30 protein-coding genes are annotated in these 25,676 nt (G+C 60.0%); 7 read left to right on the plus strand and 23 right to left on the minus strand.

The genetic code is table 11. The features are described from left to right. Window positions 1–2: 2 nt before the first annotated feature. On the minus strand, window positions 3–1,046 hold the full coding sequence (locus tag ACKTSJ_RS08400; RefSeq protein ID WP_407899240.1) for a rod shape-determining protein: 1,044 nt from the start codon (window positions 1,044–1,046) through the stop codon (window positions 3–5). An 82-nt stretch (window positions 1,047–1,128) separates the two neighbouring features. Here ACKTSJ_RS08400 and gatC point away from each other — a divergent pair, with 82 nt between their 5' ends. The 7 genes from gatC to ACKTSJ_RS08435 are packed head-to-tail and all read left to right on the plus strand — an operon-like array spanning window position 1,129 to window position 7,112. Beyond that, window positions 1,129–1,416 carry an Asp-tRNA(Asn)/Glu-tRNA(Gln) amidotransferase subunit GatC gene (gene gatC / locus ACKTSJ_RS08405; RefSeq protein ID WP_407899242.1) on the plus strand — a complete coding sequence of 96 codons (288 nt, stop codon included), beginning with the start codon at window positions 1,129–1,131 and terminating at the stop codon, window positions 1,414–1,416. Window positions 1,417–1,420: 4 nt separating this feature from the next. Further along, window positions 1,421–2,875 (plus strand): Asp-tRNA(Asn)/Glu-tRNA(Gln) amidotransferase subunit GatA, encoded by a 1,455-nt coding sequence (gatA, locus tag ACKTSJ_RS08410; protein WP_407899243.1) that lies wholly within the window; start codon window positions 1,421–1,423, stop codon window positions 2,873–2,875. A gap of 5 nt (window positions 2,876–2,880) precedes the next feature. Next, the gene (locus ACKTSJ_RS08415) at window positions 2,881–3,147 is read left to right on the plus strand and encodes a hypothetical protein (RefSeq protein WP_407899245.1); all 267 of its coding nucleotides are present in this window, start codon (window positions 2,881–2,883) and stop codon (window positions 3,145–3,147) included. Then, window positions 3,144–4,004: a DNA-methyltransferase gene (locus ACKTSJ_RS08420; RefSeq protein WP_407899247.1), complete on the plus strand. Its 861-nt coding sequence runs from the start codon at window positions 3,144–3,146 to the stop codon at window positions 4,002–4,004. The genes ACKTSJ_RS08415 and ACKTSJ_RS08420 overlap by 4 nt, the downstream gene beginning before the upstream one ends. After that, complete coding sequence (locus tag ACKTSJ_RS08425; RefSeq protein WP_407899249.1) at window positions 3,994–4,737, plus strand: PmeII family type II restriction endonuclease; 744 nt, start codon at window positions 3,994–3,996, stop codon at window positions 4,735–4,737. Before ACKTSJ_RS08420 ends, ACKTSJ_RS08425 begins: the two co-directional genes overlap by 11 nt. 1 nt (window position 4,738) lies before the next feature. Beyond that, a complete protein-coding gene (gatB, locus tag ACKTSJ_RS08430; protein ID WP_407899251.1) occupies window positions 4,739–6,190 on the plus strand; it encodes an Asp-tRNA(Asn)/Glu-tRNA(Gln) amidotransferase subunit GatB in 1,452 nt (483 codons plus the stop codon). Window positions 6,191–6,242: 52 nt separating this feature from the next. Beyond that, a complete protein-coding gene (locus ACKTSJ_RS08435) occupies window positions 6,243–7,112 on the plus strand; it encodes a DNA ligase (protein ID WP_407899253.1) in 870 nt (289 codons plus the stop codon). 9 nt (window positions 7,113–7,121) lie between these two features. Here ACKTSJ_RS08435 and ACKTSJ_RS08440 read toward each other — a convergent pair whose 3' ends face one another. The 22 genes from ACKTSJ_RS08440 to ACKTSJ_RS08545 all read right to left on the minus strand — a co-directional run bounded on the left by ACKTSJ_RS08440 (window position 7,122) and on the right by ACKTSJ_RS08545 (window position 25,153). Beyond that, the gene (locus ACKTSJ_RS08440) at window positions 7,122–7,844 is read right to left on the minus strand and encodes a methyltransferase domain-containing protein (protein WP_407899255.1); all 723 of its coding nucleotides are present in this window, start codon (window positions 7,842–7,844) and stop codon (window positions 7,122–7,124) included. Continuing rightward, window positions 7,844–8,602, minus strand: coding sequence for an SDR family oxidoreductase (locus ACKTSJ_RS08445; RefSeq protein ID WP_407899256.1), 759 nt, complete (start codon window positions 8,600–8,602; stop codon window positions 7,844–7,846). The genes ACKTSJ_RS08440 and ACKTSJ_RS08445 overlap by 1 nt, the downstream gene beginning before the upstream one ends. Further along, a complete protein-coding gene (locus ACKTSJ_RS08450; RefSeq protein ID WP_407899258.1) occupies window positions 8,602–9,231 on the minus strand; it encodes a thiol:disulfide interchange protein DsbA/DsbL in 630 nt (209 codons plus the stop codon). Before ACKTSJ_RS08450 ends, ACKTSJ_RS08445 begins: the two co-directional genes overlap by 1 nt. Window positions 9,232–9,244: 13 nt before the next feature. Then, window positions 9,245–9,817 (minus strand): SPOR domain-containing protein, encoded by a 573-nt coding sequence (locus ACKTSJ_RS08455; protein WP_407899260.1) that lies wholly within the window; start codon window positions 9,815–9,817, stop codon window positions 9,245–9,247. An 18-nt stretch (window positions 9,818–9,835) separates the two neighbouring features. Further along, window positions 9,836–11,512 (minus strand): arginine--tRNA ligase, encoded by a 1,677-nt coding sequence (gene argS / locus ACKTSJ_RS08460; protein ID WP_407899262.1) that lies wholly within the window; start codon window positions 11,510–11,512, stop codon window positions 9,836–9,838. Window positions 11,513–12,183: 671 nt separating this feature from the next. Continuing rightward, window positions 12,184–12,729 (minus strand): molybdopterin adenylyltransferase, encoded by a 546-nt coding sequence (mog, locus tag ACKTSJ_RS08465; RefSeq protein ID WP_407899264.1) that lies wholly within the window; start codon window positions 12,727–12,729, stop codon window positions 12,184–12,186. A 131-nt stretch (window positions 12,730–12,860) separates the two neighbouring features. Beyond that, window positions 12,861–13,391 carry a hemerythrin domain-containing protein gene (locus ACKTSJ_RS08470; protein WP_407899266.1) on the minus strand — a complete coding sequence of 177 codons (531 nt, stop codon included), beginning with the start codon at window positions 13,389–13,391 and terminating at the stop codon, window positions 12,861–12,863. A 20-nt stretch (window positions 13,392–13,411) separates the two neighbouring features. Further along, window positions 13,412–14,650 carry a gephyrin-like molybdotransferase Glp gene (glp, locus tag ACKTSJ_RS08475; protein WP_407899268.1) on the minus strand — a complete coding sequence of 413 codons (1,239 nt, stop codon included), beginning with the start codon at window positions 14,648–14,650 and terminating at the stop codon, window positions 13,412–13,414. A gap of 48 nt (window positions 14,651–14,698) precedes the next feature. After that, window positions 14,699–15,283 (minus strand): molybdenum cofactor guanylyltransferase, encoded by a 585-nt coding sequence (locus ACKTSJ_RS08480; protein ID WP_407899270.1) that lies wholly within the window; start codon window positions 15,281–15,283, stop codon window positions 14,699–14,701. Next, window positions 15,280–15,771, minus strand: a complete 492-nt coding sequence (gene mobB / locus ACKTSJ_RS08485) for a molybdopterin-guanine dinucleotide biosynthesis protein B (RefSeq protein WP_407899272.1) — start codon at window positions 15,769–15,771, stop codon at window positions 15,280–15,282. Before mobB ends, ACKTSJ_RS08480 begins: the two co-directional genes overlap by 4 nt. Further along, window positions 15,768–16,193 (minus strand): molybdenum cofactor biosynthesis protein MoaE, encoded by a 426-nt coding sequence (locus tag ACKTSJ_RS08490; RefSeq protein ID WP_407899274.1) that lies wholly within the window; start codon window positions 16,191–16,193, stop codon window positions 15,768–15,770. Before ACKTSJ_RS08490 ends, mobB begins: the two co-directional genes overlap by 4 nt. Further along, window positions 16,194–16,433 (minus strand): MoaD/ThiS family protein, encoded by a 240-nt coding sequence (locus ACKTSJ_RS08495; RefSeq protein WP_407899276.1) that lies wholly within the window; start codon window positions 16,431–16,433, stop codon window positions 16,194–16,196. Further along, window positions 16,430–16,933 carry a cyclic pyranopterin monophosphate synthase MoaC gene (moaC, locus tag ACKTSJ_RS08500; RefSeq protein ID WP_407899278.1) on the minus strand — a complete coding sequence of 168 codons (504 nt, stop codon included), beginning with the start codon at window positions 16,931–16,933 and terminating at the stop codon, window positions 16,430–16,432. The genes ACKTSJ_RS08495 and moaC overlap by 4 nt, the downstream gene beginning before the upstream one ends. A 10-nt stretch (window positions 16,934–16,943) precedes the next feature. Continuing rightward, entirely contained in the window at window positions 16,944–17,348 is a 405-nt protein-coding gene (locus ACKTSJ_RS08505; RefSeq protein WP_407899280.1) for a hypothetical protein, read from the minus strand. Window positions 17,349–17,361: 13 nt separating this feature from the next. Continuing rightward, window positions 17,362–18,486, minus strand: coding sequence for a 4Fe-4S dicluster domain-containing protein (locus tag ACKTSJ_RS08510; RefSeq protein ID WP_407899282.1), 1,125 nt, complete (start codon window positions 18,484–18,486; stop codon window positions 17,362–17,364). Further along, entirely contained in the window at window positions 18,486–18,932 is a 447-nt protein-coding gene (locus ACKTSJ_RS08515; protein ID WP_407899284.1) for a hypothetical protein, read from the minus strand. The genes ACKTSJ_RS08510 and ACKTSJ_RS08515 overlap by 1 nt, the downstream gene beginning before the upstream one ends. Then, window positions 18,929–19,615, minus strand: coding sequence for a hypothetical protein (locus ACKTSJ_RS08520; protein WP_407899286.1), 687 nt, complete (start codon window positions 19,613–19,615; stop codon window positions 18,929–18,931). The genes ACKTSJ_RS08515 and ACKTSJ_RS08520 overlap by 4 nt, the downstream gene beginning before the upstream one ends. Then, window positions 19,608–20,003 (minus strand): DUF309 domain-containing protein, encoded by a 396-nt coding sequence (locus ACKTSJ_RS08525; protein WP_407899288.1) that lies wholly within the window; start codon window positions 20,001–20,003, stop codon window positions 19,608–19,610. The genes ACKTSJ_RS08520 and ACKTSJ_RS08525 overlap by 8 nt, the downstream gene beginning before the upstream one ends. A gap of 1 nt (window position 20,004) precedes the next feature. Then, the gene (locus tag ACKTSJ_RS08530; RefSeq protein ID WP_407899289.1) at window positions 20,005–20,850 is read right to left on the minus strand and encodes a molecular chaperone; all 846 of its coding nucleotides are present in this window, start codon (window positions 20,848–20,850) and stop codon (window positions 20,005–20,007) included. A gap of 127 nt (window positions 20,851–20,977) precedes the next feature. After that, window positions 20,978–23,611, minus strand: coding sequence for a molybdopterin-dependent oxidoreductase (locus ACKTSJ_RS08535; protein WP_407899291.1), 2,634 nt, complete (start codon window positions 23,609–23,611; stop codon window positions 20,978–20,980). A gap of 16 nt (window positions 23,612–23,627) precedes the next feature. Further along, on the minus strand, window positions 23,628–24,485 hold the full coding sequence (nrfD, locus tag ACKTSJ_RS08540; protein ID WP_407899293.1) for an NrfD/PsrC family molybdoenzyme membrane anchor subunit: 858 nt from the start codon (window positions 24,483–24,485) through the stop codon (window positions 23,628–23,630). Window positions 24,486–24,496: 11 nt separating this feature from the next. Beyond that, entirely contained in the window at window positions 24,497–25,153 is a 657-nt protein-coding gene (locus ACKTSJ_RS08545; RefSeq protein WP_407899295.1) for a 4Fe-4S dicluster domain-containing protein, read from the minus strand. Window positions 25,154–25,676: the final 523 nt, after the last annotated feature.

Consider the following 25,676-nt stretch of genomic DNA (forward strand, 5'->3'; position numbering starts at 1 on the left):
ATTCAATCTGTGGTGAAGATGTTGGTGTATTTGTCCATGCTCTCCAGCGCCTTGCCGGAACCGCGTACCACGCAGGTCAGCGGGTCGTCGGCGATCACCACCGGCAGGCCGGTTTCCTCCATCAGCAGGCGATCGAGGTCGCGCAGCAGCGCACCGCCGCCGGTGAGCACCATGCCCTTGCTGGCGATGTCCGCGCCGAGTTCGGGCGGGGTCTGTTCCAGCGCGGTTTTGACCGCAGACACGATGCTGTTGAGCGGATCGGTCAGGGCTTCGAGGATTTCGTTGCTGGAGATGGTGAAGCTGCGCGGCACGCCTTCGGCCAGATTGCGGCCGTTCACTTCCAGCTCGCGCACTTCGCTGCCGGGGAACGCGGAGCCGATCTGTTTCTTGATCTGCTCGGCGGTGGTCTCGCCGATCAGCATGCCGTAGTTGCGGCGAATGTAATTGATGATGGCGTCGTCGAACTTGTCGCCGCCGACGCGCACCGAACCGGAATACACCGCCCCGCCGAGCGAGATCACTCCGACTTCGGTGGTGCCGCCGCCGATGTCCACCACCATCGAGCCGGTCGCATCCTCCACCGGCAGATCGGCGCCGATCGCCGCCGCCATCGGCTCCTCGATCAACTCGACGCGGCGCGCGCCGGCACCGAATGCGGATTCGCGGATGGCGCGGCGCTCAACCTGGGTCGAGCCGCAGGGCACGCAGATCACGATGCGCGGGCTGGGGGTGAAGAAGCTGGACTTGTGCACGCGGCGGATGAACTGCTTGAGCATCTGCTCGGTCACGGTGAAGTCGGCAATCACGCCGTCCTTCATCGGGCGGATGGCGGTGATGTTGCCCGGCGTGCGCCCCAGCATCTGCTTGGCGGCGAGGCCGACCTGCTGGATCACCTTCTTGCCGTTCGGCCCGCCTTCCTGGCGAATGGCCACCACGGAAGGCTCGTTCAGCACGATGCCCTGTCCGCGCAGCCAGATCAAGGTATTGGCGGTGCCAAGGTCGATCGCGAGGTCATTGGAGAAGTAATTGTTGAACAGTCCGAACATATTGATTCCTGTAGTCTGAAAGAGATGCCGCGAATGGCCGCGTATGATACCCTATCGGCCCTGTTTGAACAGAGTCTTTGCCATGTCTTTAAATACCCAGGATGTCGAAAAAGTCGCCCGTCTGGCCCGCCTGGCGATGGACGAAAAAGCGGTCGAAACCGCACGCCACCAACTCTCCGACATTTTCGGCCTGATCGCCGAGATGCAGGCGGTCAACACCGATGGCGTGGAGCCCATGTCGCACAGCCAGGACCTGGCGCAGCGCCTGCGCGAGGATGTCGTCACCGACACCAACCAGCGCGAGCTGTTCCAGGCGATTGCCCCGCAGGTCGAAGGCGGTCTGTACCTCGTCCCCCAAGTTATCGAATAGCCCCATGATCCATTCCAGCCTGACCCAACTGGGCGCCGCCCTGCGCACCAAAAAGATCTCCAGCGTCGAACTGACGCGGCTCTACCTCGACCGCATCGCACATCAGAACCCGCAGCTCAACGCCTTCATCACCGTGAACCCGGAGCTGTCGCTGGCACAGGCGCAAGCCGCCGATGCGCGCCTCGCGGCGGACCAGGCCGATGCGCTGACCGGCATCCCCTTGGCACAGAAAGACATCTTCTGCGCCCAAGGCTGGCTCACCACCTGCGGTTCGAAGATGCTGCACAACTTCGTGTCGCCCTACGACGCGCATGTCATTGAACTGTTTAACCGGGCGGGCGCAGTCAACCTCGGCAAGACCAACATGGACGAGTTCGCCATGGGTTCGTCCAACGAGACCTCCTACTACGGCCCGGTAAAGAACCCGTGGGACACGGCGCGTGTGCCTGGCGGCTCTTCCGGCGGCACCGCTGCCGCAGTCGCTGCGCGTCTGTGCGCGGCGGCGACCGGCACCGACACCGGCGGCTCCATCCGTCAGCCTGCGGCACTGTGCGGCATCTCCGGCCTGAAGCCGACCTACGGCGTGTGTTCGCGTTACGGCATGATCGCCTTTGCCTCCAGCCTGGATCAGGCCGGGCCCATGGGACGCAGCGCAGAAGACCTGGCGCTGTTGCTCAACACCATGGCCGGATTCGACGAGCGCGATTCGACCTCGCTGCAACGCGACAAGGAAGATTACGCACGCGATCTGGCGAAACCGCTGAATGGCCTGCGCATCGGCCTGCCAAAGGAGTTCTTCACGGCAGGCATGGGCGCGGACGTGGCCAAGGCGGTCGAAGCCGCCATCGCCGAATACAAGAAACTGGGCGCGACAATCGTCGATATTTCGCTGCCCAATTCGAAACTCTCCGTACCGGTGTACTACGTGCTCGCCCCGGCGGAAGCGTCGAGCAACCTATCGCGCTTCGACGGCGTGCGCTACGGCTACCGTGCGCCGGAATACACCGACCTGACGGACATGTACGAGAAGAGCCGTGCGCAGGGCTTCGGCGAGGAAGTAAAGCGCCGCATCATGATCGGCACCTACGTGTTGAGCCACGGCTACTACGATGCCTACTATTTGCAGGCGCAGAAAATCCGCCGCTTGATCGCGCAGGATTTTACCGAAGCCTACAAACAATGCGATGTCATCATGGGACCCACCTCGCCGTCTACCGCATTCAAGCTGGGCGAAAAAGGCGACGATCCGGTGCAGATGTATTTGTCCGACATCTACACCATCGCGGTGAACCTCGCCGGCCTGCCCGGCATGTCCATCCCCTGCGGTTTCGGCGCCAACGACATGCCGGTTGGTCTGCAGATCATCGGTAACTATTTCGGCGAAGCGCGCATGTTGAATGTGGCGCACCAATATCAACTGGCGACCGACTGGCATACACTAATGCCGAAAGGAATCTAAACAAAATGACACACTATTTCATCGGTCAACTTGGAGAGCGCAACGGCGATTATGAATATAAAGTTCCCGTGCGCTTCACTGCGGCATCCGAGAAAGAAGCCTCCAACGCACTAACAAAAACCGCACGAAATTGGTACGGCGACTATTCCCAGAAAGATGGGGATTGTTATTATTTTCACAGCGGTGAAGTCTGCGTTCAGGCGGGTGGATATAAGGAAGTGCCTGAGAGCGTTTACACTGCGTTGAATGGGTTTGTTGCGGAAGCCACATGATGCTCAAGGCAGAAATAATTCAAGGGGATTGCTTACAGGCATTGCAAAAGTGTGGTGACAGCACCTTCGACCTCATCATCACTTCCCCACCTTATGCAGACCGCCGTGCGAAAACCTATGGTGGTATCAAACCAGAGCAATACGTCGATTGGTTTTTGCCTCGCTCTGAACAATTTTTGCGCGTACTCAAACCAGCAGGATCGTTTGTCCTGAACATCAAGGAAAAGGCAGAAAATGGCGAACGCCATACTTATGTGCTGGAACTGATTCTTGCCCTGCGTAAGCAAGGTTGGTTATGGACGGAAGAGTATATCTGGCACAAAAGAAACTGCTATCCCGGAAAATGGCCAAATCGTTTTCGCGACTCATGGGAACGATGCTTGCATTTCACCAAATCGCGAAAATTCAAAATGAATCAAGAATCGGTAATGGTACCGATGGGTGACTGGGCGGAGACACGCCTAAAATCGCTTGGGAAAAATGATGTCGTGCGATATGACTCCCAGGTAGGCAGTGGTTTCGGCAAGAACATTGCAAACTGGGCACAACGCACCATGGCCTACCCTACCAACGTGCTGCACCTTGCAACAGAGTGCGGCAACAAGAATCATAGTGCGGCTTTCCCGCGCGCTCTGCCCGAATGGTTCATCAAACTATTCACGGACGAAGGCGATTGGGTGTTGGATCCGTTTGCCGGATCAGGCACCAGCATCGAAGTTTCCAAAGAATTAGGGCGCAATGCAATCGGCATTGATTTGCTGCCCGAATACTGCGAGATGGCACGTGAAAAACTCGAAGATCGTCAACTCATACTGTTGCAAAAACGAGCGAAATATAAGGTGACCCATGAAAACTAAAATCGCACGCTTCATTGAAAAAAATATTCCACTTTTTCACGAGCGTCGCTTGGAAAGTTTAAGCGGGCTAAAGCTGAAGAATGTACTTAAACGGAAGAATCCCTATCTATTTAAGGCTAAGAACGTCAACACGGCATCCGAGTTGGTTAAAGGGATTCTGGACGCGCACCTATCATCACAGGAAGAAACTATTTTTGGTGCATTCCTTGAAAACGTTGCGATTTACGCTTGCTCACTTGCGTTTGGTGGTATGAAGTCTGGCATAGAAGGAATAGACCTTGAGTTCACGCTAGACGGCGTACGCTATATCGTTTCGGTTAAGTCTGGACCCAATTGGGGTAACAGCAGCCAGATCAAGAAAATGCGTGACAACTTTCGCAAGGCGACAATTGTGCTGAGACAAACAGGTGGCGTCCGCAATGTTGTTGCTGTGAATGGCTGTTGCTATGGAAAAGAGACTGTCGAGGATAAAGGCGATTATTTAAAAATCTGTGGTGAGCGTTTCTGGACTTTGATTACCAACAAACCAGGACTGTATCTCGAACTTATTGAACCCATTGGGCACAAGGCTAGGGAAAGAAATGAGGATTTCCAGATCGAGTATGCCAAGGTAATCAATCGCTTTACCAAAGAATTTATTGAAGAATTTTGTGCCGCTGACGGACAGATTGAATGGGAGAAAATTGTCCGATTCAATTCCTCAGCGCCGCAACTAAAGAAACCGAGTAAATAACATGCAGTGGGAAATCGTCATCGGGCTGGAAGTGCACACCCAGCTCTCGACCAACACAAAGATATTTTCGGGCGCCTCCACCACGTATGGCGCCGAGCCGAACACACAGGCCGATGCGGTGAGCATCGCCTTGCCAGGCGTGTTGCCCGTGCTGAACAAAGGCGCGGTGGAACGCGCGATCAAGTTCGGCTTGGCAACGGGCGCGCACATCGCGCCTCGCTCGGTGTTTGCGCGCAAAAACTATTTCTATCCAGACCTTCCGAAGGGTTACCAGATCAGCCAGTTCGAGCTGCCGGTGGTGGGGCAAGGCGCATTGACCATCCAGGTCGCGCCGCTGTCCGGCAACGCCAAACCTTACGAAAAGACGGTGCGCATCACCCGCGCCCACCTCGAAGAAGACGCGGGCAAGTCGCTGCACGGCGATTTTCACGGCATGACCGGAATCGACCTGAACCGCGCCGGCACGCCGTTGCTGGAGATCGTGTCCGAGCCGGACATGTGTTCCGCTGCCGAAGCGGTGGCGTATGCAAAATCGTTGCACACGCTGGTGCGGTGGATCGGCATCAGCGACGGCAACATGCAGGAAGGATCTTTTCGCTGCGACGTGAACGTGTCGGTACGCAAACCCGGCGCCGAACTGGGCACCCGGCGCGAGATCAAGAACCTGAACTCCTTCAAGTTCATGCAGCAGGCCATCGACCACGAAGTGCAATGGCAGATCGATACCCTCGAAAATGGCGGCAAGGTGCAGCAGGCCACCATCCTGTTCGACCCGGACAGCGGCGAGACGCGCATGATGCGCAGCAAGGAGGACGCGCACGACTACCGCTACTTCCCCGACCCCGACCTGTTGCCGCTGGAAATCTCGCCCGCGTGGATCGCGCAGATGCGCGCCACCTTGCCGGAATTGCCGCAGGCGAAACAGGCGCGTTATGTGAACGATCTGGGCCTGTCGGCTTACGATGCCAGCCTCCTCACGGCTTCGCGCGAGATGGCAGATTTCTTCGAGGCGGCACTGGACGTCGTGCCCGCGCAAGCCAAGATCTGCGCCAACTGGATGATCGGGGAAGTCAGCGCGCAGTTGAACCGCGACGGGCTCGACATCGCACAGTGCCCGATCACGGCCCGGCAACTCGGCGGCATCCTGCAACGCATCGCCGACGGCACGGTGTCCAACTCCGGTGCCAAGGAAGTGTTCCGCACCCTGTGGGCGGAGGGTGGCGAAGCCGATGCCATCATCGAAGCCAAAGGCCTGAAGCAGGTCTCGGATGCGGGCGCGATCGAGCAGATCGTGGACGAGATTATCGCTGCCAACACGGACAAGGTCGCCGAGTATCGTTCCGGCAAGGACAAGCTGTTCGGCTTCTTCGTCGGTCTGGCGATGAAGGCCAGCAAAGGCAAGGCCAACCCGGCGCAACTCAACGAGATCTTGAAACAAAAACTCGCCGGCTAAATCGGCAGCGTCCCCAATAGGGGGCCAGTCTCTCGCTGCAGCGGAGGATAACGTGCGCACTCGCCTGATTTCGTTGCTGTTGGCCTTTTGCTTTGTTTCCCATTCAGCCGCGCTTTTAGCCGACGAGGGTGCTCCGCCCCCGTTGTCCCTGGCCAATCATTTCCGCGACGACATCCCGCTCGGCGAATACTGGGTCAGTGAAAAGTATGACGGGATGCGCGGCTATTGGGACGGCAAGCAGTTGCTGACGCGCGGCGGCGCGCACATTCAAGCACCGCAATGGTTCACCGCCGGCTGGCCCGCAACACCGCTCGATGGTGAACTATGGGCCGGACGCGGACACTTCGCGCAGGCCGTTTCCACGGTCCGCCAACTTCAGCCGGACGATCGCGCCTGGCACGAGATCAAGTTCATGCTGTTTGACCTGCCCGCGCATCCGGGCAATTTCAGCGAGCGCGATGCAGAACTGGGGCGGATCGTTGCATCCCTGCGCCAACCCTGGGTGCAGCATGTCGAGCAGTTCAAGGTGAAGGATGTCGCGGCCTTGCGGGCTGCCCTGGCGCGAGTGGTCAAGCGCGGCGGCGAAGGTCTGATGCTGCATCGCGGCAGCGCGCTTTACCGCGCCGAACGCACCGATGACTTGCTCAAATACAAACCCTATCTGGATGCGGATGCGCAGGTGGTCGGCCATCTGCCGGGGCAGGGGAAATATGCCGGCATGACCGGCGCGCTCGAAGTGCGCGCAGAATCCGGACAGCGTTTCCGGCTCGGATCGGGCTTGAGCGATGCCGAGCGGCGGGCACCGCCCGCGCTCGGTTGCTGGATCACCTATCGCTACAATGGAATCAACGCCAAGACCGGCATCCCGAGGTTTGCGCGTTACCTGCGGGCACGCGGCGACCGGGATTGCAGCGCACCTTGACGCGTCGCGTCACGCGTTCAGATCGAAGCGCATGACCCGGTAAAAATTGGCAAAGCAATGCTCGACCTGCGGTTCTCCCGCCAATCGCTTGCCCTGTTTCAGCAAGGCCTCATTCAATTTTGCCTGAACATCTTCTTGCCAGAATCCCGGCAGGAACGGCTCCATCCTGCCCAATACCCAGCGCGTGAGTGGAAAGCGATAAAGCAGATGACGTTCGGGGGTGCTGCCGTATTCGGTGATGAGTACCGAGCCGCCGCGCTTCACCACGCGCGCGATCTCGTCATACACATGCTGTCGCGCCTGGGGCGGCATCTCATGGAACAGAAAGAACAGGATCACCTGGTCGAATGTGTCCTGGGCATAGCCCAGCGATTCGGCATTCATGCGGGCGAGCAGGCAACGATCTGCGGCCTCAGTGGTCTTGCCGCGCGCCAACGCCAACTGTCCTGTCGCCACATCGCACAGATGCACTTCATTGTCGGTATGGTGCAACAACGATGGCGTGAGCTTGCCATAGACGCAGGTGAGTTGCAGTAGTCTGGCACCGGGCTTGCGTTCGACCTGCGCCAGCGTCTTGTTGAGCAAGGTATCGTATTGCCCGAACAGAATGGCGTTGATGATGGGCTGATGGTCGAAGAACCAGATGCTCTTGTCCCACAGATAGGCCCACCAGTAATAGCGGGCCAGATATTCCGGCACACCGCCCCGGATGAATTTTCGATAAATCGCCATCAGCCCCGCGCCCTCGGCTTGCGCGGCGCATGCGCAAACAGGCGGTCGTACAGCCCGTTCGGCAGCCCCTTGAGCAGGCGTCCGACCAGCGCCATCTGCCACGGCACCACCGCCAACGAATAGCCGCGCCGGATCACCCGCGCGATGCGGCGCGCAGCGTCGTCGGCCTCCAGCAGAAACGGCATCGGATAGGGGTTGATATCGGTCATCGGCGTGCGGATGTAGCCGGGACACACGGTAACCACCTTGACGCCACTGTCGCGCATCTCCAGCCGCAGGCTTTCCATGTACGAGATCAGCGCCGCCTTGGAGGCAGAATAGGCCCCCGCACCGGACAAGCCGCGGAATCCAGCAACGCTTGCAATGCCGGCCAGGCGGCCACGACCGACGGCTCGCATCCGCTGCAGAAAGGGCTGAAAGGTCTTCACCGCACCCAGCACATTGATGTCCATCACGCGCTGGAACACGTCGTTGTCATCCTCGTACTGGGTCAGCGTGCCGATGCTCACGCCGGCATTGGCGATCACAATATCCGGCACGCCTGCGCGCGCCATGAAATCGTCCGCGGCGGCGCGCAGGGCGGGCGCATCGCGCACATCCAGCGCATAGCAACAGACTTTATCGGGGAATTCCGCCGCCAGCGCTTGCAGCAATTCGCCACGGCGGGCGATGGCGGCGACCATTGCGCCGCGCAGAAGATAATGGCGCGCCAGGGCAAGACCGATGCCGCTCGACGCGCCCGTGATGACGACGCGCATCAACGCTTGCCCGCGCGACGCTCCTTGCGTGCAATTTCAATCACTTCGTCCAGCACGCGGATGGTATCGGCCGGTTCCAGTCCGGTGATGATGTACTTCCCGTCCACCGCGATAGTTGGCGTGCCGCGCACGCCATAACTGCGCACCATCTGATTGCTGCGCGCGACCTTGCCGGCAAGGGAGAACGAGTTGTAGGCTGCGCCGAATTTCGCCGCATCCACCCCGCGTTTGGCGACAAACGCCGTGATCTTTTGCTCGTCGCTCAAATCGGTCCTGGACACATTCCATGCGTCGAACAAATCATCGTGCAACCGTTTACCTTCACCCAGTGCTTCCAGCGCATAAAAGGTACGCGCCATCGGCTCCCAGGTGTCGCGGAAAATGACCGGTACGGATTGCAGCTCCACATCCTTGGGCATCTTCTTTTCCCACACACTCAAGGGGCCATGCAAGTGATAGCAATGCGGGCAGCCATAGAAGAAAAATTCCAGCACTTCGACCTTGCTCCCGCTGCTGGTCGGCTGCGCCGGACTCATCACTGTGTAGTCCCTGCCCTCGACCACGCCCGCCTGCACGTGCGTGGCAACCAGGAACAACACTATCGCGATCAACTTATGCATGAGCTTCATCTGCGTCTCCTCTTTATTGCGCATGAATTGCGGCGGCATTGGCCACCCCGTTTGACTTCAAATTAGCAATCGCTTCATTCGCCGCCGTCAGGCCCGCGAACGGGCCAAGCCGCACGCGATGCCAGATTCCCTTGCCGGGCAGATCCACGCTCTGCACGCTCGCTTCCAGACCGGCCAGGGCCAACCGGGCTTTCAGTTTTTCCGCATCAGCGGCGCTCTGGAACGAACCGGCCTGGACGATATAGGGGGTCGCATCACCCGGCTTCACACTCGGAGCAACGCTGGGTTTGGGCGCGGGCAACGGGGATTTTTTCGACTGATTTTCAGCCTTGTCGGGCAACACCCGGTAGAACTCGAAATCCTGGGGTTGATTCACCACGGGCGCGCGCGGCGCAGGCAAATTGGCAACCGGTGGCGGCAAGGGTCGGGCCGCCTCGCGCGCGACCGGCGGCTCCTTGAACGTGGCCGGATTCTTCTGCGTCGTATACCAGGCGACGATTGCGGCAATCGTCACGCCAAGCACGATGCCGACGATCATCGCGGCGACCGTCTTGGATTTTTTTTGACCTGCACCCGCAGTTGCCATCTTCATTCCTTCGTCTAACTACATTTGCTCGGGCGCTGTGACACCGAGCAGCGCCAATCCGTTCCGCAATACCTGTGCCACCGCCGCAATCAGTGCCAGCCGTGCCAGCCTGATCTTCTCGTCCTCGACCAGAAAGCGCGAGGCATTGTAATAGCTATGAAAATCCGCCGCCAATTCCTTCAGGTAAAAAGCAACCAGATGCGGCGCAAGGTCTTCTGCCGCCGCTTCGATCACCTGCGGAAAATCGATCAGGCGCTGCAACAAAACCGTTTCAGAATCGCTCTCCAGTGCACTCACATCTGCCTGATGCAAGGCCTGGCGGTCGCCGCCCCACTGCGTCAGCACCGCATGGATACGCGCATGGGCATACTGGATGTAATACACCGGATTGTCGTTGCTCTGTGATTTCGCCAGATCGATGTCGAACACCAGCTGCGAATCGGGATGGCGCGCGGCGAGGAAGTAGCGCGTGGCGTCGCAACCCACTTCGTCGATCAGGTCGCGCAGCGTGACGTAGCTGCCCGCACGCTTGGAGATCTTCACCTCTTCGCCGTTCTTCAGCACCGTCACCATCTGGTGCAGCACGTAGTCCGGCCAGCCCTTTGGAATGCCCGCATCCAGCGCCTGCAATCCGGCGCGCACGCGGGTGATGGTGGAATGGTGGTCGGAACCCTGCTCGTTGATGACGCGCTCGAAGCCGCGCCGCCACTTGTCCAGGTGATAAGCCACGTCCGGCACGAAGTAGGTGTAGCCACCGTCCTTTTTCCGCATCACGCGGTCCTTGTCGTCCCCGAAATCCGTGGTGCGCAACCACAGCGCATCGTCCTGCTCGTAGGTATGACCGCTGGCAATCAGGCGCTGCACCGCCTCTTCCACCTTGCCGTCGGTATAGAGCGCCGACTCCAGCGAGAACACATCGAACTCCACCTGAAAAGCGCGCAGGTCCAGATCCTGTTCACGGCGCAGATAGGCCACGGCAAAATGGCGGATCGCCTCGGCATCATCCGCGTCGCCTTTGCCGATGGTGTGCTGGTCATCCGCCTCGACCGGCTCCTTCGCCATATAGGCATCGGCCACATCCTGGATGTAATCGCCGCGATAACCGGACTCGGGCCACGCCGGATCGTCCGGCGTCACGCCCTTGCAACGCAGTTGCACCGACAAGGTCAGGTTGTCGATCTGCACCCCCGCGTCGTTGTAATAGAACTCGCGCGTCACATTCCAGCCCGCCGCATGCAGCACGTTGCACAGGCAATCGCCCACCGCCGCACCGCGCCCGTGACCGACGTGCAGCGGCCCGGTCGGGTTCGCCGACACAAACTCCACCCCCACCTTGCGCCCGGCTCCGACATGCACATGGCCGTAACCCGCACCCGCCATCAGCACCCCGTGCACCACATCCTGTTTCGCCGCAGTAGTGATGAACACATTGACGAACCCCGCCCCCGCGATCTCCACCTTCTCGATGACCCCGGATTCCGGCAGCGCCGCGATCAGCGCCTGCGCAATGTCGCGCGGCGATTTGCGCAAAGGCTTGGCCAGTTGCATCGCCAGGTTGCAGGCGTAATCGCCGTGCGCGGCCTGCTTGGGACGTTCAACAAGAACCGTCGCATCGCCATGCTCGGGCGCCACTGCACGCAAAGCCTGCGCGAACAGATCGGATAAATGGGTTTTGAAATTCAGGACTGCGGACATTGCATTACGCCTTCAAAAGAGGCGCGGATTATAGCATTGGGGGGGCTGGAGGCACCTATGACCGTTCGTCCTGAGTAGGCGCAGCCGTATCGAAGGATGGGCGAAGCCCGCTGGTTTGTTTATTCAAAACCAACACCGTCGGGGGTAGCCCGACAGCTAGTGTAGTGTTGCACGCTATCTGGAACTTATGCCAAGGTGCGGGAAGCCCTTGTGGGTCGGGTTTTAACCCGACATGTCGGACTGAAGTCCGACCCACAAAGGTTCGCAATAAGTATCGTTAAGAGTGCAGCACTACACTAGTTACCTTTCTTGTCTTGCCAAGAAAGGCAACCCAAAGAAGTCGCCCCCGGTGCGCCGCCCCTTCGGGGTTCCCTGCGTTGCTCGACTGGTCAGGCCTCCTCATAAACTCGCACGACCCGCTACGCGGTCACGTGCTCAAACATATTCGTCGGACTACCCCTGACCAGCCTCTGCTACTCGGCGGCGCACAGGGGAAGGAAAGTCAAAACCTAAAACTACAGCGTGGGCACTTTGTGCCCACGCTACTGGGCTTATGTCCACTTATGGCCGTTAGCGGACACTCATCATTCAGCCGTCGGCAACCTAATCGTTACTGCCCAGACTTCTCATCCTTCACCCGCACGACCCGTTGGTGATCTCGTATGCCGGGGTCAGCTTCTTGGCTTGGCATGCGCGGGGCGAAAGGCTTTGCATTTTTCCGCATCGGACTCCAGATACGCGCCTTCGATGAGATCAATGCAATAGGGTATCGCGGGAAATACGGCGTTGAGACAATCGTCAATCGCGGAAGGTTTCCCGGGCAGATTGAGAATCAGACTCCTGCCACGCACCCCCGCCGTCTGCCGCGAGAGAATGGCGGTCGGCACGAATTTTAGCGAGGCTGTACGCATCAGTTCGCCGAAACCCGGCAGCATCTTCTCGCACACCGCTTCGGTCGCTTCCGGCGTGACATCGCGTAAGGCAGGACCGGTGCCGCCCGTGGTCACCACCAGCGAGCACCCCGCCACATCGCACAATTCGATCAGGGTTTGTTCGATCAACGGTTGTTCATCCGGGATGACCCGCACCACCGCTTCCCAGGGCGAGGTCAGCACCCGCGTGAACCAATCACGCATGGCGGGGCCGCCCTTGTCTTCATATTCGCCGCGACTGGCACGATCCGAGATGGTGACGAAACCGATCTTTGCTGCTGACATGGTATTGCTCCGTTAATGTGAAACTCGCGTAGCGACGAACTGTACCCCTCTCACTTTGGGAGAGGGGGGACGGGGGTGAGGGACGGGCATGACGAGTTTTATCATCGGGGGTGGTCACTTTTCCATGCCCGCTAGATTGTTACGTTGCGCTGCGCGGCCATGCGCGCGCCCAGGCTGGCAAGCTGTTCCGGTTTGAGCAGATACTCGGACAGCGGCAGCAGTTCCTGTTCCTCCAGCGCGATGTGCGCAAAATAACCCTCGATGAATTTTTCCGTCAGCGCAGCCGGCAAGTCGGCTGGCTGGGCTTGCGCCAGGCATTGCAGGCGCGGCCGCAATTCCGTCCACAGCGCATCGAGTTCAGCGTGCTCTGCAAGCACGCGCGCCATCAGGGATTCCATGGGTTCGGCGGTCTCGGCGGTAAGCGCCGATTGCAGTGCGGGAAACAGCGCCTGCTCTTCATCCTGGTGATGCAACGCCCCGGCCGTCTCGAAATAGCCAAGGATATTCTGCGCGGCCTGTTGTGCGTGCGGATCGCCGCCGTGTTGTTGCATATACGCGGACAGGTCGCGCAAGGCAGCGCACTGCTGCATGATCTTGCCGTGGCAGGCATGGAGATATTGCAAGGGATGGCCGAAATCGGCACTGTCTTCATTCATCGCCATGGGGTTTCTCCGAATACCGTTCACACGCGGAAACCCGGCACATCCTGGAACGCGGTTCCGTCCAGTAATTGCACGGTCGCCTGCGCGCCAGCCGCCAACCCCGTGCTGTCCGCCGGCACGACCAATAGACCATCGGCTAGCGCCATGGACAGCAACACGCCGCTGCTTTGCGTCCCCGTGGAACTGGCGAGGTAGCCTGCTTCGTCGCGCGTCAGTTGCACGCGGACGAACTCGGTTCGCCCCGCATGATGCTTGATGTTGTGCGCCAGGCGCGCGCTCACGGTGCGGCGGAACAGCACCCGGTTGCCCATCATCTTGCGCAGTGCGGGCGCAACGAATTCTTCCACGCAAACCATGCTGGAGACCGGATTGCCCGGCAGGCCGAACACCAGCGTGTGGTCGGTGTGGCCGAATGCCAACGGGTGTCCGGGCTTCATCGCCACACGCCAGAACTTCATCTGCACCCCCAGTTTCTCGATGGTGGGCCGCACGTAGTCGTGCACGCCCACCGACGTGCCGCCGGAAACCAGCAACACGTCGTATTCCAGTCCGCGCTTCAGAAATTGCTCCAGCTCAAGAGGATCGTCGCGCGCGATACCGAGCAGGACAGGCTCTATGCCAAGTGCTTGCACCTGCGCCATCAGCGCATAACTGTTCGAGTTGGGAATCTTGTTCAGGTCAACGGGTTCATCGATCGCTTCCAGCTCGTTGCCGGTGGACAAGATCGCCACACGCGGACGACGGTGGACGTTCATCTGCGCCGCCTTGACGGTCGCCAGCACCCCGATCACGCCCGGGGTGATCTCTGTTCCCGCCGTCAGCACCACGTCGCCATCCTTCATGTTCTCGCCTTGCGGGCGCACGTCGTTTCCGAATCGGACGGCTTTATTGATCTGCACGCGGGAGGCGGCGACTGCCTGCGTATCTTCGACGCGGATCACCGCATCCGCGCCGGCGGGCACGGGCGCGCCGGTCATGATGCGCGCACACTGCCCCGGCAACACGGTCTTGGTCGGCAGATCGCCTGCCTTGATGTCCTCGATGATTTCCAGTACGGCGGGTGTCTGTGCCATATCCGTACTCCGCACCGCGAAGCCGTCCATCGCCGACACGTCGTAGGGGGGCAGGTCGCGGTTGGCACGAATGTCCTCCGCCAGCACGCGCCCCAATGACTGCTCCAGTTTGACGGTCTCAACACCAGACTGCGTGATCGATTCAAGGATGACGCGCTGCGCCTCGTTGACATGCAGATGTTCCATTGCTTTCCTTACTGTGTATTCCCAAAAAACGTCGGGTTGAAACCCGAGCTACCTTTGACGCATCGCCTGCCTCACATCTTGCGGCGTATCCAGATCAAAGAAACTGGCCAATTCAGTATCTGTTACCCGCATCTCGTCCTCACTCACATAACGCACCGGCAAGGTGTCGAGCAGAGCACGCAGGCTGTGCTTGCCATTGCCTTCCAGACAGTCATGCACGGCAGGCAAACACGCTGCCGCGTAGAAAGCCGCCAGGGGTTGCGGATAACCGCCCACCCTGGGTACCACCGCCTGCCAGTCCGCGCGTTGGCGCGCGAGATATTCGATCAAGGCGGGGGTGATGAACGGCATGTCGCAGGCCACGGCAAACACCCAGCGTGTCTTTGCGCGTTCCAGCCCGGCAGTCAGACCGGCCAGTGGCCCGGCCTGTGTGGGATTATCGCAGACTTGTGGCAGTGCGACTTCGCGGCGCGGCTGGCGCACGCTGACGATGACCTCCGCGAAGAGCGGCTGCACGATGTTCACCATGCGCTGCAGCAGCGTCTGCCCGTCCAGCACCAGGTTGGCCTTGTCCTGCCCCATACGGCGTGATTCGCCGCCGGCCAGTATCAGTGCAGTGCAATCTTCAATCATTGCCGGGCGAGAATGAACTGGCTGATGCCCGCGATGTCGCCCAGCCCAAAATGCGGCAGTTGCGGATAGACCTCATCCATATCGGTAACGATGGCGATCAGGCCATCTGCGACGGCACAACGCGGCGGCTTGGCACACGCGCGGCGCAGCACTTCGATCTTGGGCGTGGCGCACAACGAAAACCCTTCCGCCAGCACCAGATCGGCTTCGCCCAGAAAACGTTGCGCCAGTTGCTCCGGCTCGCGCTGTTCCCGGGCATCCGCCACCAGTTGCAGCGCATCGCGCGTCAGCAACATGCTCATCACTGCACCCGCTTCCTTGTAGCGATAGCTGTCCTTGCCCGGCGTGTCCAGCTCCACCTTGTGATGGGCGTGTTTGATGGTGGCGACGCGCACACCGCGCGCGGTGATTTCACGAATGAGCTTTTCCACCAGCGTGGTCTTGCCCGCGCCGGAATGGCCGACGATGCTGATGACTTTTGGATTCATGGGTGAGGAACGACCCAGCTATCGCCCTGTGGCGTGACTTCTTTCTTCCAGATCGGCACGCGCTGTTTCAGTTCGTCAATGATCCAGCGGCAGGCTTCCAGCGCGGCCACGCGATGCTCGGCACCCGTCGCGATGAACACAATATTGTCGCCGCCGCCGACCGTGCCGACGCGATGCACGATGCGCGCATCCAGCAGGCAAAATCTCTCTATCGCGTCCGTGCGCAGTTTTTGCATTTCCGACAGTGCCATGCTGCCGTAGGCATCGAAGCTGATCTGCTCGACCGCGCGCCCTTCGGAGAAGTCGCGCGCGCAACCGAGAAAGGTGCCGATGCCGCCCATGCGCCTGGAGCTTCCCTTGAGCGCGGCGATTTCCTCGTCCTGCGAAAAGTCTTCCGTCTGAATTCTGACCGCCTCTTTCATTCAGCCTCCCGAGAATTTTGCCATGAATGCCACTTCGCTGTTGTCCGCGAGCGGCAATGCCAGATCGCGCGCATGCTCGCCGTTCACCGCCAGCATGGTGGCCAGACGCATCGCCTCGGGATGCTGTGCGGCCAGCATTTCTTTCAGGCCGCCCAGTGTCATGCCTGCCGCATAGGGCACCGCAAGTTCGCGTTCGCCAGTAGCGGCGGCAATGGGACCAAAGAACAATACCTTGATCACTTTGCATCTCCCCGTTTCCATACACCGCTCTTGCCGCCGCGCTTCTCTTCCAGTTGCACGCACTCGATCCTCATGCCGCGATCGATGGCCTTGCACATGTCGTAGATGGTCAGCAGCGCCACGTTCGCCGCAGTCAGCGCCTCCATCTCCACCCCTGTCTGCCCGCTGCAGGTCGCGGTGGCCAGCACCCGGATGCCGACGCAGTCTTGCGCATCTGCCTCCAGGATTTCACTGAACTGGATGTCCACGCCGGTCAGCATGATGGGATGGCACATGGGGATGATGTCCGGCGTGTGCTTGGCGGCCATCACCGCGCCGACATCGGCCACCGTCAGCACATCGCCCTTGGCTATCTTGCCAGAGCGGATGCGTTCCAGCGTGGCAGCCTGCATGCGCAGCACGCCGCTGGCAATCGCCACGCGCACTGTTTCCGCCTTGGTGGAGACATCCACCATGCGCGCCCGGCCGGATTCGGAAAAATGGGTCAGGTCATTGCTCATGGCTGCTGGCTCAACTCAACATCGGCGGACGGGCTGCGATCTCGCGCTGCAGCGCATCCACCTCCTTCAACGCCAGTTCCAGAGGCATGCTTTGATCGTCCACGCGATCCATGATCAGGCGTTGCAGGATCGCACCCAGCATCTCGATGTTGGTTTCCAGATGTTCACGGATGGAACGCAGAAATTGCGGAAAGAACGATTCATCGTCCACAGAGTCAAGGAAATCCTCATACTCATTGCCGGTCGCCACCCAGTAGCACAGGTCATAGATTACCTCGAACACCCGCTCCGGCATCACGCTTTCCATGCCGGACATGTTGTGCCGCACTTCCTGCATCAGATCCTTGCGAAAATCCTCCAGGCCATATTCCACCTCGCCCTTGACGACTTCTTCAGGGGTAAATTCCCATTCCATAGTCCACTCCCGTTCAACCGAATATCTCGGCAAAATCCTCGTCGTCCCCGGTGCAAATCGGACACGTCTGTCCGCCTTGCTCATTGACGAACACGCGTCCACAGCGGCTGCAGCGGCTTTTTTCCACTGCAACCAGCAAACGCCCTTTCTGTTTGTTCGCGATCACCGTCTCCTGTGCTGTGTGCTGCAACACTCCGGGTTGGCACACTTCCGCACACACTTCACAGGCCACGCAACGATCGTTCAAGATCGCCAGCCGCCAAGCGGTGTTGCTTTCCAGCAGCTGGATGGCCCCCGTTGGGCAAGCACGTGCGCAGGCTTCGCAATGGGTGCAGCCGTGCGCAACCTGCCAGTCTTCGGCGGCAATCGCCGCCTGGCGCGGCACGCGCAAGACGTCTTCCGCACCTTCCGGGAACAAGCCATTGAGCAGGCTCTTGCGCTCTGGCAAGAATGGCGCGGCGGCGCGTATCGCCTTCAACGGCGGGGCAGCCTGCTCGTTGCTGCCGCTCACCACCGCCTCAACCTCCGCCACGGCGCGTCGGAACAAGGCGCGCCGTGCAGGATTGTGATCCTCGTCCAGGATGGGCGCCGCCTCATCGGCATCGCACCAATCGGGTTCTGCCCAAGCGCTCGCGGCCAGCGCGCGCAAATCGGCATATGCCGCGCGCTGTGCGGCGATCATCGGCACACCGCCGGCGGCATGCGGGCATTGCACGCAGTGGTCGCTCCCGCGCAACACCAGCGCAATCCCGCGCCGCGCGAATTCGGCGAGGATGGCCGCGTTCAACGCACCCAAACACGGCACCACCGCATCGGCAGCCGCGGCCGCAGGCGCGCACGAGACGGTAAAGCGAACGGCCTTGCCCGCCTGTCTCAACAGCTCCTCTGCCGACACGCCCTTGACCGCCAGCGCCTCGGTGGGACAGGCCGCCGCGCACAGCGCACAACTCTGACACACATCGGGCGCGATGCGCACACCGTCGTAATGGTCTGCGTTTACGTCATTGTTGACTTGCGTGGCGCCGGAAAACTGGATTGCCTCATGCGGACAAACATCCACACAGCGGCTGCACGCGCTGTATGCGTAGCGATAGCGTACACAACGCTCGGCGCGAAAGGCCGGAATGGACAGACCCACTAACGCTTCTCCCGTTGCGGCGCGGGCGCTTCCTTGAATTCGTGCAGCGGGATGCCGGGTTTGCAGGTGCCGCTGGGAATATTGAAATCCGCCTTGGGCGCCTGCATGGACTGCCGGGACGCCCGCAGCCAGGCCTCGGCGCCGCCCGCCACGGCATGGATTATGCGTCCCGCCGCGACAGGCACGCTGTTGGCAATCGTCAGCGCAGCAGCGTCGTCATCCGCCACCACCAGCACCAGATCGCTGTGCAGGAACATGCCCGGCGCATAACGCTTGGCCAGCGGCAGCGGTGCCGTGTTGCGCACGGCATCCGAACGGGCGTCCAACAACACATAGTCCGTCTGCTCATCCAGCAAGGACTGCAGGCGCAGTTCGCCGATCATTTCCGCCGCCGCAGCCGCAACCGAAAGGGTCAGCAGCAGCCCACCACACAAGAGCCGTTTCATACCACGTCTTCCTCCTTTGCCAACGCCGCCACCACCGTGCGCAGACGTTCATGTTCCGCCTCGGGGTATTTTCCGTTATCCGGCAAGACCAGTTGACGCACCTTGCCATATCTGACCCAAGGCTCCAGATCCCCCGAGAACCCGGCTGATGGCTCGAACCATAATTTGCCGGGAAATTGCAGATTCAGGGTGGCGCACATATCCAGATCTTCGTCTTCGATATCCTTCTGGATCAGCGCACGCACCGCGCCGGCCGAGAACATCTCCTGCAACCACCACGCAACATCCGTACCCGTCCCTCGCCCATCCGCGCGCAACACCTCCCAGCCCGGTTTGCACCATGACGGCGTCACACAACGGAAATCGGCATTGGAAGTGGTGTCCAGCGACCAACTGACCGGCATCCGCCCCGCGCGCACATACACGCCCAGGCGTCCCGCGCCTGCACCCTGTGCAAGGCGACCGATCAGAGTGCCATCCGCTACGGCCGCATCGCCGATCAGCAAGGGTGATGTATTCTCGGCTAAAACAGCTTCCGCACGGGCAGCTTCCGCATTGGGCAATACCTGAAAAATTGCCGCATCAGCGGGTTCAAGACAGCGGAAGCAGTGCAGGTCTTCCGCCCGGGCATCAGCCCATTGGGCAAAAATCAGGGTTTCGGCCTGCGGCTTCTCATCAATCATTCACTAATACCAGCTTGTTGAAATCCAGGTGCGGCTCGGGGAATTCATCATTCGCGCCCAAGAGCGCTATTTTGGGGCGCAGATTATGCAAGGTTTCCAGCACTGGCTCAACCATGATGCCGAGGTGGGTGGGCGAAAACTGCGGCAACACCATCAGGGCATCGTCCAGCAGCAGGCGCGCACCTTCCTGGTTGGCGGTCTGCACGAAATGCAAGGCCATCGCCGCGAAGGCCAGACCCTGCATGAAACGCGCATCCGCATCCTTGTCCGCCCCCTGCTTGTTCCTGACCAGTGTCGCCCAGCGCTCGTTCAACCAGTCGTGCACTTCGTCGAAATCGCCGTTGTTCCACAAATGCTGCAACTCGCCCCAGTCCCACAGGTAATGCATGTCAGACCACCTTCTTCTGCTGCAGCCGTTTTTCGATCAGCGAGATGTCCACAGTCTGCAACAGCGCATCCAGCTCCGTGGTGTCGGACTTGTCCTTCTCGCACGCATTGCACACCGGCTCATCCGGATCGAATTCGTATTCGATCTCGGCCTGCGGCACTTTCAATCGACCCTGATCCACGTCATCGACCTTCACCCCGAGCAGCGATAGTTCCCAATCGGCATAGGCGGCCAGCAATTTGGCCATTTCACGGAAGAAGGAATGGGCCGTAGCCTGCTGCAACAGGGTGCTGTAGCCGCGCACCCAGCGCCCCGTGTGTTGCACCCAGAAGCGCTTGAGGTCCTTCAGATGCTGCGCATGGCCCACTTCGTTGCTTTGTTCCAGCGCATCGGCGGCGCGCTCCAACAGTGCCGCCATGAACGACAGTTCCACCCCCATCTGGTCGTAGAACACAGGATGGCGCGCGCTGGCCAGTTCGAATCCGCAACGCGCGTAGAAATCGCGCGTTTCGAAATAAGGCTGCTGCTGGAAACGTCCCGTCATGCGCAGGGATTCGACCGCCGGGCAGCCGCCCGACACCAGGAACAGTGCGGCGAATTCGCAGGCCAGGGTTTCCTGCAATTCCGGCAAAGGCGCCTTGGTGAAATCGTCATCGAAGACCACCCCGAAGGCTTGCAGGGTTTGGCCCGCCTCGTCGCTGCGCAGGCCGGCCAGATAAGCCTGCGACGGTTCTTCCAGGAAGGCGCCCGCCAACATGCGGTGCAGGTTGGCGCGCGCGCGGTATTCGGCGATCTGCTCCGCCACGGACAATGCCGCAGGCGCCTGATCTTGTATGGCTGAAGTCATGAAGCATCCTCTCAAAAAAAAGCCCGGCAGGGAAGAAAGTGCCGGGCTACATCGCTCTGCTACTGTGCTACCGACTTTCCCCCTTCGCCGCCGCGACTGTGTGCGGCAGCGAAGGATTCAGGACGCGTCAGTGGTGTCCGTCCGACTTGACGGACGCCGGACCACCCCAGGAGGCCATTTCCGGGTGCATCTTGCGATGCATGTCACCTGTGTAGGCGTAACGCAGGGTTTCCCTGGAGGCCGCAAGGTGCTTGTCCCAGTCGCCATGCACGTCACCGTACTTGTCGCCAGCGCCCGCCTTGGTCACCTTCACCACCGTATCGTACCAGCCCTGCGAGCCGCCGATCGGATCAACGACCACCGGGATGACGACGTTCGGATGGACGCCCTTGTCTTCCCACCAGACGTTGTTCAAGTCGGCATCGTCCTGTGCACCGAATTCGCCGCCCTTCTTGCTCTTGTGCGTCAGCGTCGCCAGACGGCCATATTCCCAGTGCCCGCAGCCGGTCGAGACGGCGACGACCTTGGGGTGGATGCCTTCGGTCACATAGGCCTTGGTCACCATGTAGCCGACCGGGCTCTCCACTCGCACCAAATCGCCGGTGACGACACCGATGGCGGAAGCGGTTTCAGGGTTCATCCAGGCCGGATTGCTGTGCGCGATCTCAGCCAGCCACTTCACGGAAGCCGTGCGCGACTGCACATGAACATTGAGCTTGAAGGTGGTCAGCACCATCTCGTCGTCCTTCATGGTCTTGTGCCACGGGATCTGCTTGAAGGTCGGCATCGGGTTGAAGCCATATTTCGCCCACTCATCCACGCGGATGTTGATCAGGCGGTCATGCGTCGGGAAGCCCACGTAGTTCTTGCCGTTGCGGCGCAAACCGATGGCCTTGCCGTTCTTCATGATCGTGCCGTGTCCGCTCACCGTCGCACCCGCCATATCGCCCGCAGATACTTCTTTCATGTGCAGACCGAACTCTGCCTGGATCTCGCGGCCGGTGTTGTCGGAGATCTTGCCGGTACGCGGATTGAGCTTGCCATAGACCGGCCACACGCCGTGTTTCTTGAGCCAGTTCACACCACCCGCCTCTTTCAGGCCAGGAATGTCGTCGAACTGCTGGCGCATGTAGTCCTCGCCATCCTTGAAGTTCCAGTACTTCTTCATGCCGCGCTTGCCATCGGGATCCAGCGTGTGGACAAGATCGCGCAGGATGATGCGCGTCTCGCGCGTCTCGCCGAGCGGCTTGATGACCGGCTGGCGGAAACCCACCCACGGCCACAGCGAGTTCGGCATGGATTCCGGCTCGTACCGTTCCAGGTACATGCAGTCCGGCAGAATCAGGTCGGCCAGCGCGGTTTCCTCGCCGATCACCGTGCTCATGGAAACATAGTAGGGGATCAGCTTTTCATTGCGGAACATCTCACCCCACAAGGCCTGGGCGCCCGGATTGGTATAGACCGGGTTGTCCATGTAGGTGAAGTACACATTGCACTTCAGATGCCCTTCCGCGATGGCCAGCGGTGTCATGTGCGACACGCCATGCCCGGCCAGCGGGTAGTTCGGGTGATGATGGTGGCTCACGTAGCTCGCCTTGGCCGGCTTGGGCGGCTGCGGCTGCGGCTGGTTGTAACCCATGCCGCGCGGCAGGCAGTAACCGCCACGCTTCTCCACATTGCCGGTCATGATGGACAGCATCATGCAGGCCCTTTCCTGATACGACCCGTACAGGTGCTTGGCCGGTCCGCGATAGGTGTAGGTCGTGGCCGGCTTGGTGGTGGCGAACTCGCGCGCGATGCGCTCGATGGTCTCCACCGGCACGCCGGAAATCTTGGACGCCCACTCCGGCGTGAACTGCTTGTAATGCGCTTTCAGCTCTGTGGTGGACACATTGCACCAGGTGTCGATGAACTCGCTGTCCTGCAGATCCTCGCGCAGGATGACATTGCCGATGGCCAGCGCCACTGCGCCATCGGTGCCGGGGAACACCGGCACCCACTCGTCCGAACGCCCCGCCGTGTTGGACAGGCGCACATCGAACGTCACCAGCTTGGCATGGTTCTCCGCCACGCCTTCCGCCACGCGCTGCGCATACGGATTGTGGAAATACGCCGCCTCGAGGACGTTGGAACCGAAGTTGAGGATGTATTTCGAGTTCGCAAAATCGGGGGTTTCGATGTCCGGCCCCCAGGTCGGTTCCATGCCGATCTTCTTGGAAGATTCGCACACCGACGTATGGTTGATGATGCTGCCCGATCCCAGGGTGTCCATGAAGCGGCCGAGAACGCCGCCGGTGCGGTCGCGGCCGTATTTCAGCACGACACTGTTCGGATCCTGCTTCAGCGCGGCGTTGACCTTTTCCGCCACTTCCTTGAGCGCCTCGTCCCAGGTGATGCGCTTCCACTTGCCTTCGCCGCGCGCGCCGACGCGCTTGAGCGGATACAGCACGCGATCCGGGTTGTAGGTGTACCACATGCCGGCGTTGCCCTTGGCGCACAGGCGGCCGCGGGTGGAGACGTGTTCCGGGTTGCCTTCCAGCTTGACGATGCGGCCGTCTTCGACATAGGCGATGGCGCCGTCCTGGATGTTGCACACGTGACAGGTGGTGGGAATGGCCTGGCGATCCTTCATGCTGACCGGGCCGATGTCGCGCCCGCCCAGCTCGTTCTCCATGGCATTGAGGATGCCGGGCGCCGCCGCGGCGACCGCCGTTGCCCCCGCGCTGGCCTTGAGGAATGTTCTGCGATCCATTTCTAACATTGCGTTCTCCCTGGAATTAGTAGTAGGTCTGGACGATCTGTCCGCCGATCAGGATGGAATAGCGCAAGGCCAATCCGCCCACCAGCAACAGCGCCCCGGCGAGCATCATGCCGCCCTGTTGTTTTCCCATATTGGTCAACAGTACGCCGATGGGCGCCACCGTCCCCACCAGGATTCCCAGGCCGATGAAGATCATGCCCAGGCTTCCGGTCGTCATGAACATGAAGGTCAGTTCCGACGTCACACCGCCGTAGGCGGTCGTGCCCAGCATGGAGACCAGCATCGCCGCGACCGCGACCGCCGTCCACAACATGATGCTGCGCAGCATGACCAACAACGCTTCACCTTTGGCAATGAATGCGGCCAGTGCAGCGGCCGACAGCAACGACAAGGCCACGAACAGCACCGGCATCAGCGGCGTGTTCCACACCGGACGGTTCTGGTGGGCACTCAGGTCGAAACCGGTATAGATCGGCAAGCCCAAGGCAATCAAGGCGCCGATCACCGCCAGCTTCTTCGCCAGCGCCTCATCCTGCTTCTTGTAGATCACATAAAGGTAAGTCACCGATACGAGGCCAAATGAGCACAGTGCCAGACTCCCCCATGCCAACGGCGAGGTGAAGTGAAGGTATGCCGGGTTGAGCATATTGAGAAAGCGCAATGGCTGGCTCAAATCCTCAATCAACAAAACCCCACCGATGCCCAACAATGCGAACGAAATATACAAAGATGTCAGACGCATTTCCTTAAATTCCGGCCGATACCACGACAGCGCGGAAAAAAAATACATCGCAGCAGAAATACCGATCAGAAAAAAGTAAATCGCATATGCCCCTGACCAAGGCATCAAATGAAATGCATTCCAGTCACCCATGTCGGTTCTCCTTAACTGTGATTGTTCAGATACGCATTCCGCTCCAGCTCGACGACGCTTTGCGGATCGTAAATCTTGCGACCGATCTCGGTATGGCCGCGGTCGGCCCCGATGTAGAACACGTGCGGCTTGGTGCCTTCTTCCGGGCGCAATACCTGCGTGGGCAGGGTACTGACCAGATAGGACACTTCGCTGTTCGGATCATTGAGGTCGCCAAAGATGCGGGAACGACCGACACAGGTCTGCACGCAGGCCGGCACCAGATCTTGCGTGACGCGATGGTGACAGAAGGTGCACTTGTCCACGACGCGGGTGATATCGGTGTAGGTACGATGCTTGGGCAGCATGAAGCGCGCGTTGTAGGGGCAGGATGCCATGCAGGCCTTGCAGCCGATGCAGCGGTCATAGCGTTGCAACACGAAACCGCCGTCTTCCACCTTGTAGGTCGCCTCGACCGGACACGCGCGCACGCACGGCGGATCGTCGCAGTGGTTGCACAGGCGCGGCAGGAACATCTTGCGCACCTTGGGATATTTTCCGATCACCTTGTAAGGCACCCAGGTACGGAACACGCCCAAGGGCACATCGAACTCGGCCTTGCACGCCGTCATGCAGGCATCGCAGCCTATGCAGCGACGCAGGTCGATGACCATGGCATACCGCTTCAAGCCCGGCTTACCTCTTGTTTCTATATTTGAAAGTCGCAATTCACTCATCTAACTCTCCCTGAAAGACTAATTGAACAAGCCCGGAAACCGGACTCCCCCACCCTTGAAGCTACGCAATCATGCTTCGTAGCGCCCCATCTGTTCAGCAGGATTCATGCCACAACTTTAACCTCCCGCTTAAACCACAAAATCGGCAGGCCCCACAGCAATACCCCACCCCCAGTAAGTCCATCCGGTAACATCGAACGTTACCGTTAGGTTACTCCACTTAAACCTCTGCACCAAAAAATGGAGCTGACTGCGAATCACAAGGCAATCAGGGCGTTTCGATCAGATGGTATAGTTATTGCACAGCAGATTCATCCCAAGCGAGCACCGGAAACAGACTGATGGGAATCTCTAGAAATTCACTTTGGGTCTTCGTGAAAGAGTGTGGGTAAATTTCATGTTTTTTAGAGCCTCGGGAGCATGGACGTGAGTATTTTCAGCCGCAGATATTCTTCATCGCGCAGTCCATACGCAC

This window comes from Ferrigenium sp. UT5 (assembly GCF_045866295.1).
Lineage (GTDB): Bacteria > Pseudomonadota > Gammaproteobacteria > Burkholderiales > Gallionellaceae > Sideroxyarcus.

Excerpts from the sequence above, each read along its gene's own strand:
- argS (WP_407899262.1), bottom strand. The coding sequence starts at position 11,512 with ATGTCCGCAGTCCTGAATTTCAAAACCCATTTATCCGATCTGTTCGCG.
- ACKTSJ_RS08490 (WP_407899274.1), bottom strand. The coding sequence starts at position 16,193 with ATGAAAGAGGCGGTCAGAATTCAGACGGAAGACTTTTCGCAGGACGAG.
- gatB (WP_407899251.1), top strand. The coding sequence starts at position 4,739 with ATGCAGTGGGAAATCGTCATCGGGCTGGAAGTGCACACCCAGCTCTCG.
- mog (WP_407899264.1), bottom strand. The coding sequence starts at position 12,729 with ATGTCAGCAGCAAAGATCGGTTTCGTCACCATCTCGGATCGTGCCAGT.
- ACKTSJ_RS08455 (WP_407899260.1), bottom strand. The coding sequence starts at position 9,817 with ATGGCAACTGCGGGTGCAGGTCAAAAAAAATCCAAGACGGTCGCCGCG.
- mobB (WP_407899272.1), bottom strand. The coding sequence starts at position 15,771 with ATGAATCCAAAAGTCATCAGCATCGTCGGCCATTCCGGCGCGGGCAAG.
- ACKTSJ_RS08445 (WP_407899256.1), bottom strand. The coding sequence starts at position 8,602 with ATGCGCGTCGTCATCACGGGCGCGTCGAGCGGCATCGGTCTTGCCCTG.
- gatA (WP_407899243.1), top strand. The coding sequence starts at position 1,421 with ATGATCCATTCCAGCCTGACCCAACTGGGCGCCGCCCTGCGCACCAAA.
- ACKTSJ_RS08520 (WP_407899286.1), bottom strand. The coding sequence starts at position 19,615 with ATGATTGATGAGAAGCCGCAGGCCGAAACCCTGATTTTTGCCCAATGG.
- gatC (WP_407899242.1), top strand. The coding sequence starts at position 1,129 with ATGTCTTTAAATACCCAGGATGTCGAAAAAGTCGCCCGTCTGGCCCGC.
- ACKTSJ_RS08530 (WP_407899289.1), bottom strand. The coding sequence starts at position 20,850 with ATGACTTCAGCCATACAAGATCAGGCGCCTGCGGCATTGTCCGTGGCG.
- ACKTSJ_RS08415 (WP_407899245.1), top strand. The coding sequence starts at position 2,881 with ATGACACACTATTTCATCGGTCAACTTGGAGAGCGCAACGGCGATTAT.
- moaC (WP_407899278.1), bottom strand. The coding sequence starts at position 16,933 with ATGAGCAATGACCTGACCCATTTTTCCGAATCCGGCCGGGCGCGCATG.
- ACKTSJ_RS08515 (WP_407899284.1), bottom strand. The coding sequence starts at position 18,932 with ATGAAACGGCTCTTGTGTGGTGGGCTGCTGCTGACCCTTTCGGTTGCG.
- ACKTSJ_RS08450 (WP_407899258.1), bottom strand. The coding sequence starts at position 9,231 with ATGAAGCTCATGCATAAGTTGATCGCGATAGTGTTGTTCCTGGTTGCC.
- ACKTSJ_RS08420 (WP_407899247.1), top strand. The coding sequence starts at position 3,144 with ATGATGCTCAAGGCAGAAATAATTCAAGGGGATTGCTTACAGGCATTG.
- ACKTSJ_RS08440 (WP_407899255.1), bottom strand. The coding sequence starts at position 7,844 with ATGGCGATTTATCGAAAATTCATCCGGGGCGGTGTGCCGGAATATCTG.
- glp (WP_407899268.1), bottom strand. The coding sequence starts at position 14,650 with ATGGAACATCTGCATGTCAACGAGGCGCAGCGCGTCATCCTTGAATCG.
- ACKTSJ_RS08470 (WP_407899266.1), bottom strand. The coding sequence starts at position 13,391 with ATGGCGATGAATGAAGACAGTGCCGATTTCGGCCATCCCTTGCAATAT.
- ACKTSJ_RS08480 (WP_407899270.1), bottom strand. The coding sequence starts at position 15,283 with ATGATTGAAGATTGCACTGCACTGATACTGGCCGGCGGCGAATCACGC.
- ACKTSJ_RS08505 (WP_407899280.1), bottom strand. The coding sequence starts at position 17,348 with ATGGAATGGGAATTTACCCCTGAAGAAGTCGTCAAGGGCGAGGTGGAA.
- ACKTSJ_RS08425 (WP_407899249.1), top strand. The coding sequence starts at position 3,994 with ATGAAAACTAAAATCGCACGCTTCATTGAAAAAAATATTCCACTTTTT.
- ACKTSJ_RS08535 (WP_407899291.1), bottom strand. The coding sequence starts at position 23,611 with ATGTTAGAAATGGATCGCAGAACATTCCTCAAGGCCAGCGCGGGGGCA.
- nrfD (WP_407899293.1), bottom strand. The coding sequence starts at position 24,485 with ATGGGTGACTGGAATGCATTTCATTTGATGCCTTGGTCAGGGGCATAT.
- ACKTSJ_RS08525 (WP_407899288.1), bottom strand. The coding sequence starts at position 20,003 with ATGCATTACCTGTGGGACTGGGGCGAGTTGCAGCATTTGTGGAACAAC.
- ACKTSJ_RS08400 (WP_407899240.1), bottom strand. The coding sequence starts at position 1,046 with ATGTTCGGACTGTTCAACAATTACTTCTCCAATGACCTCGCGATCGAC.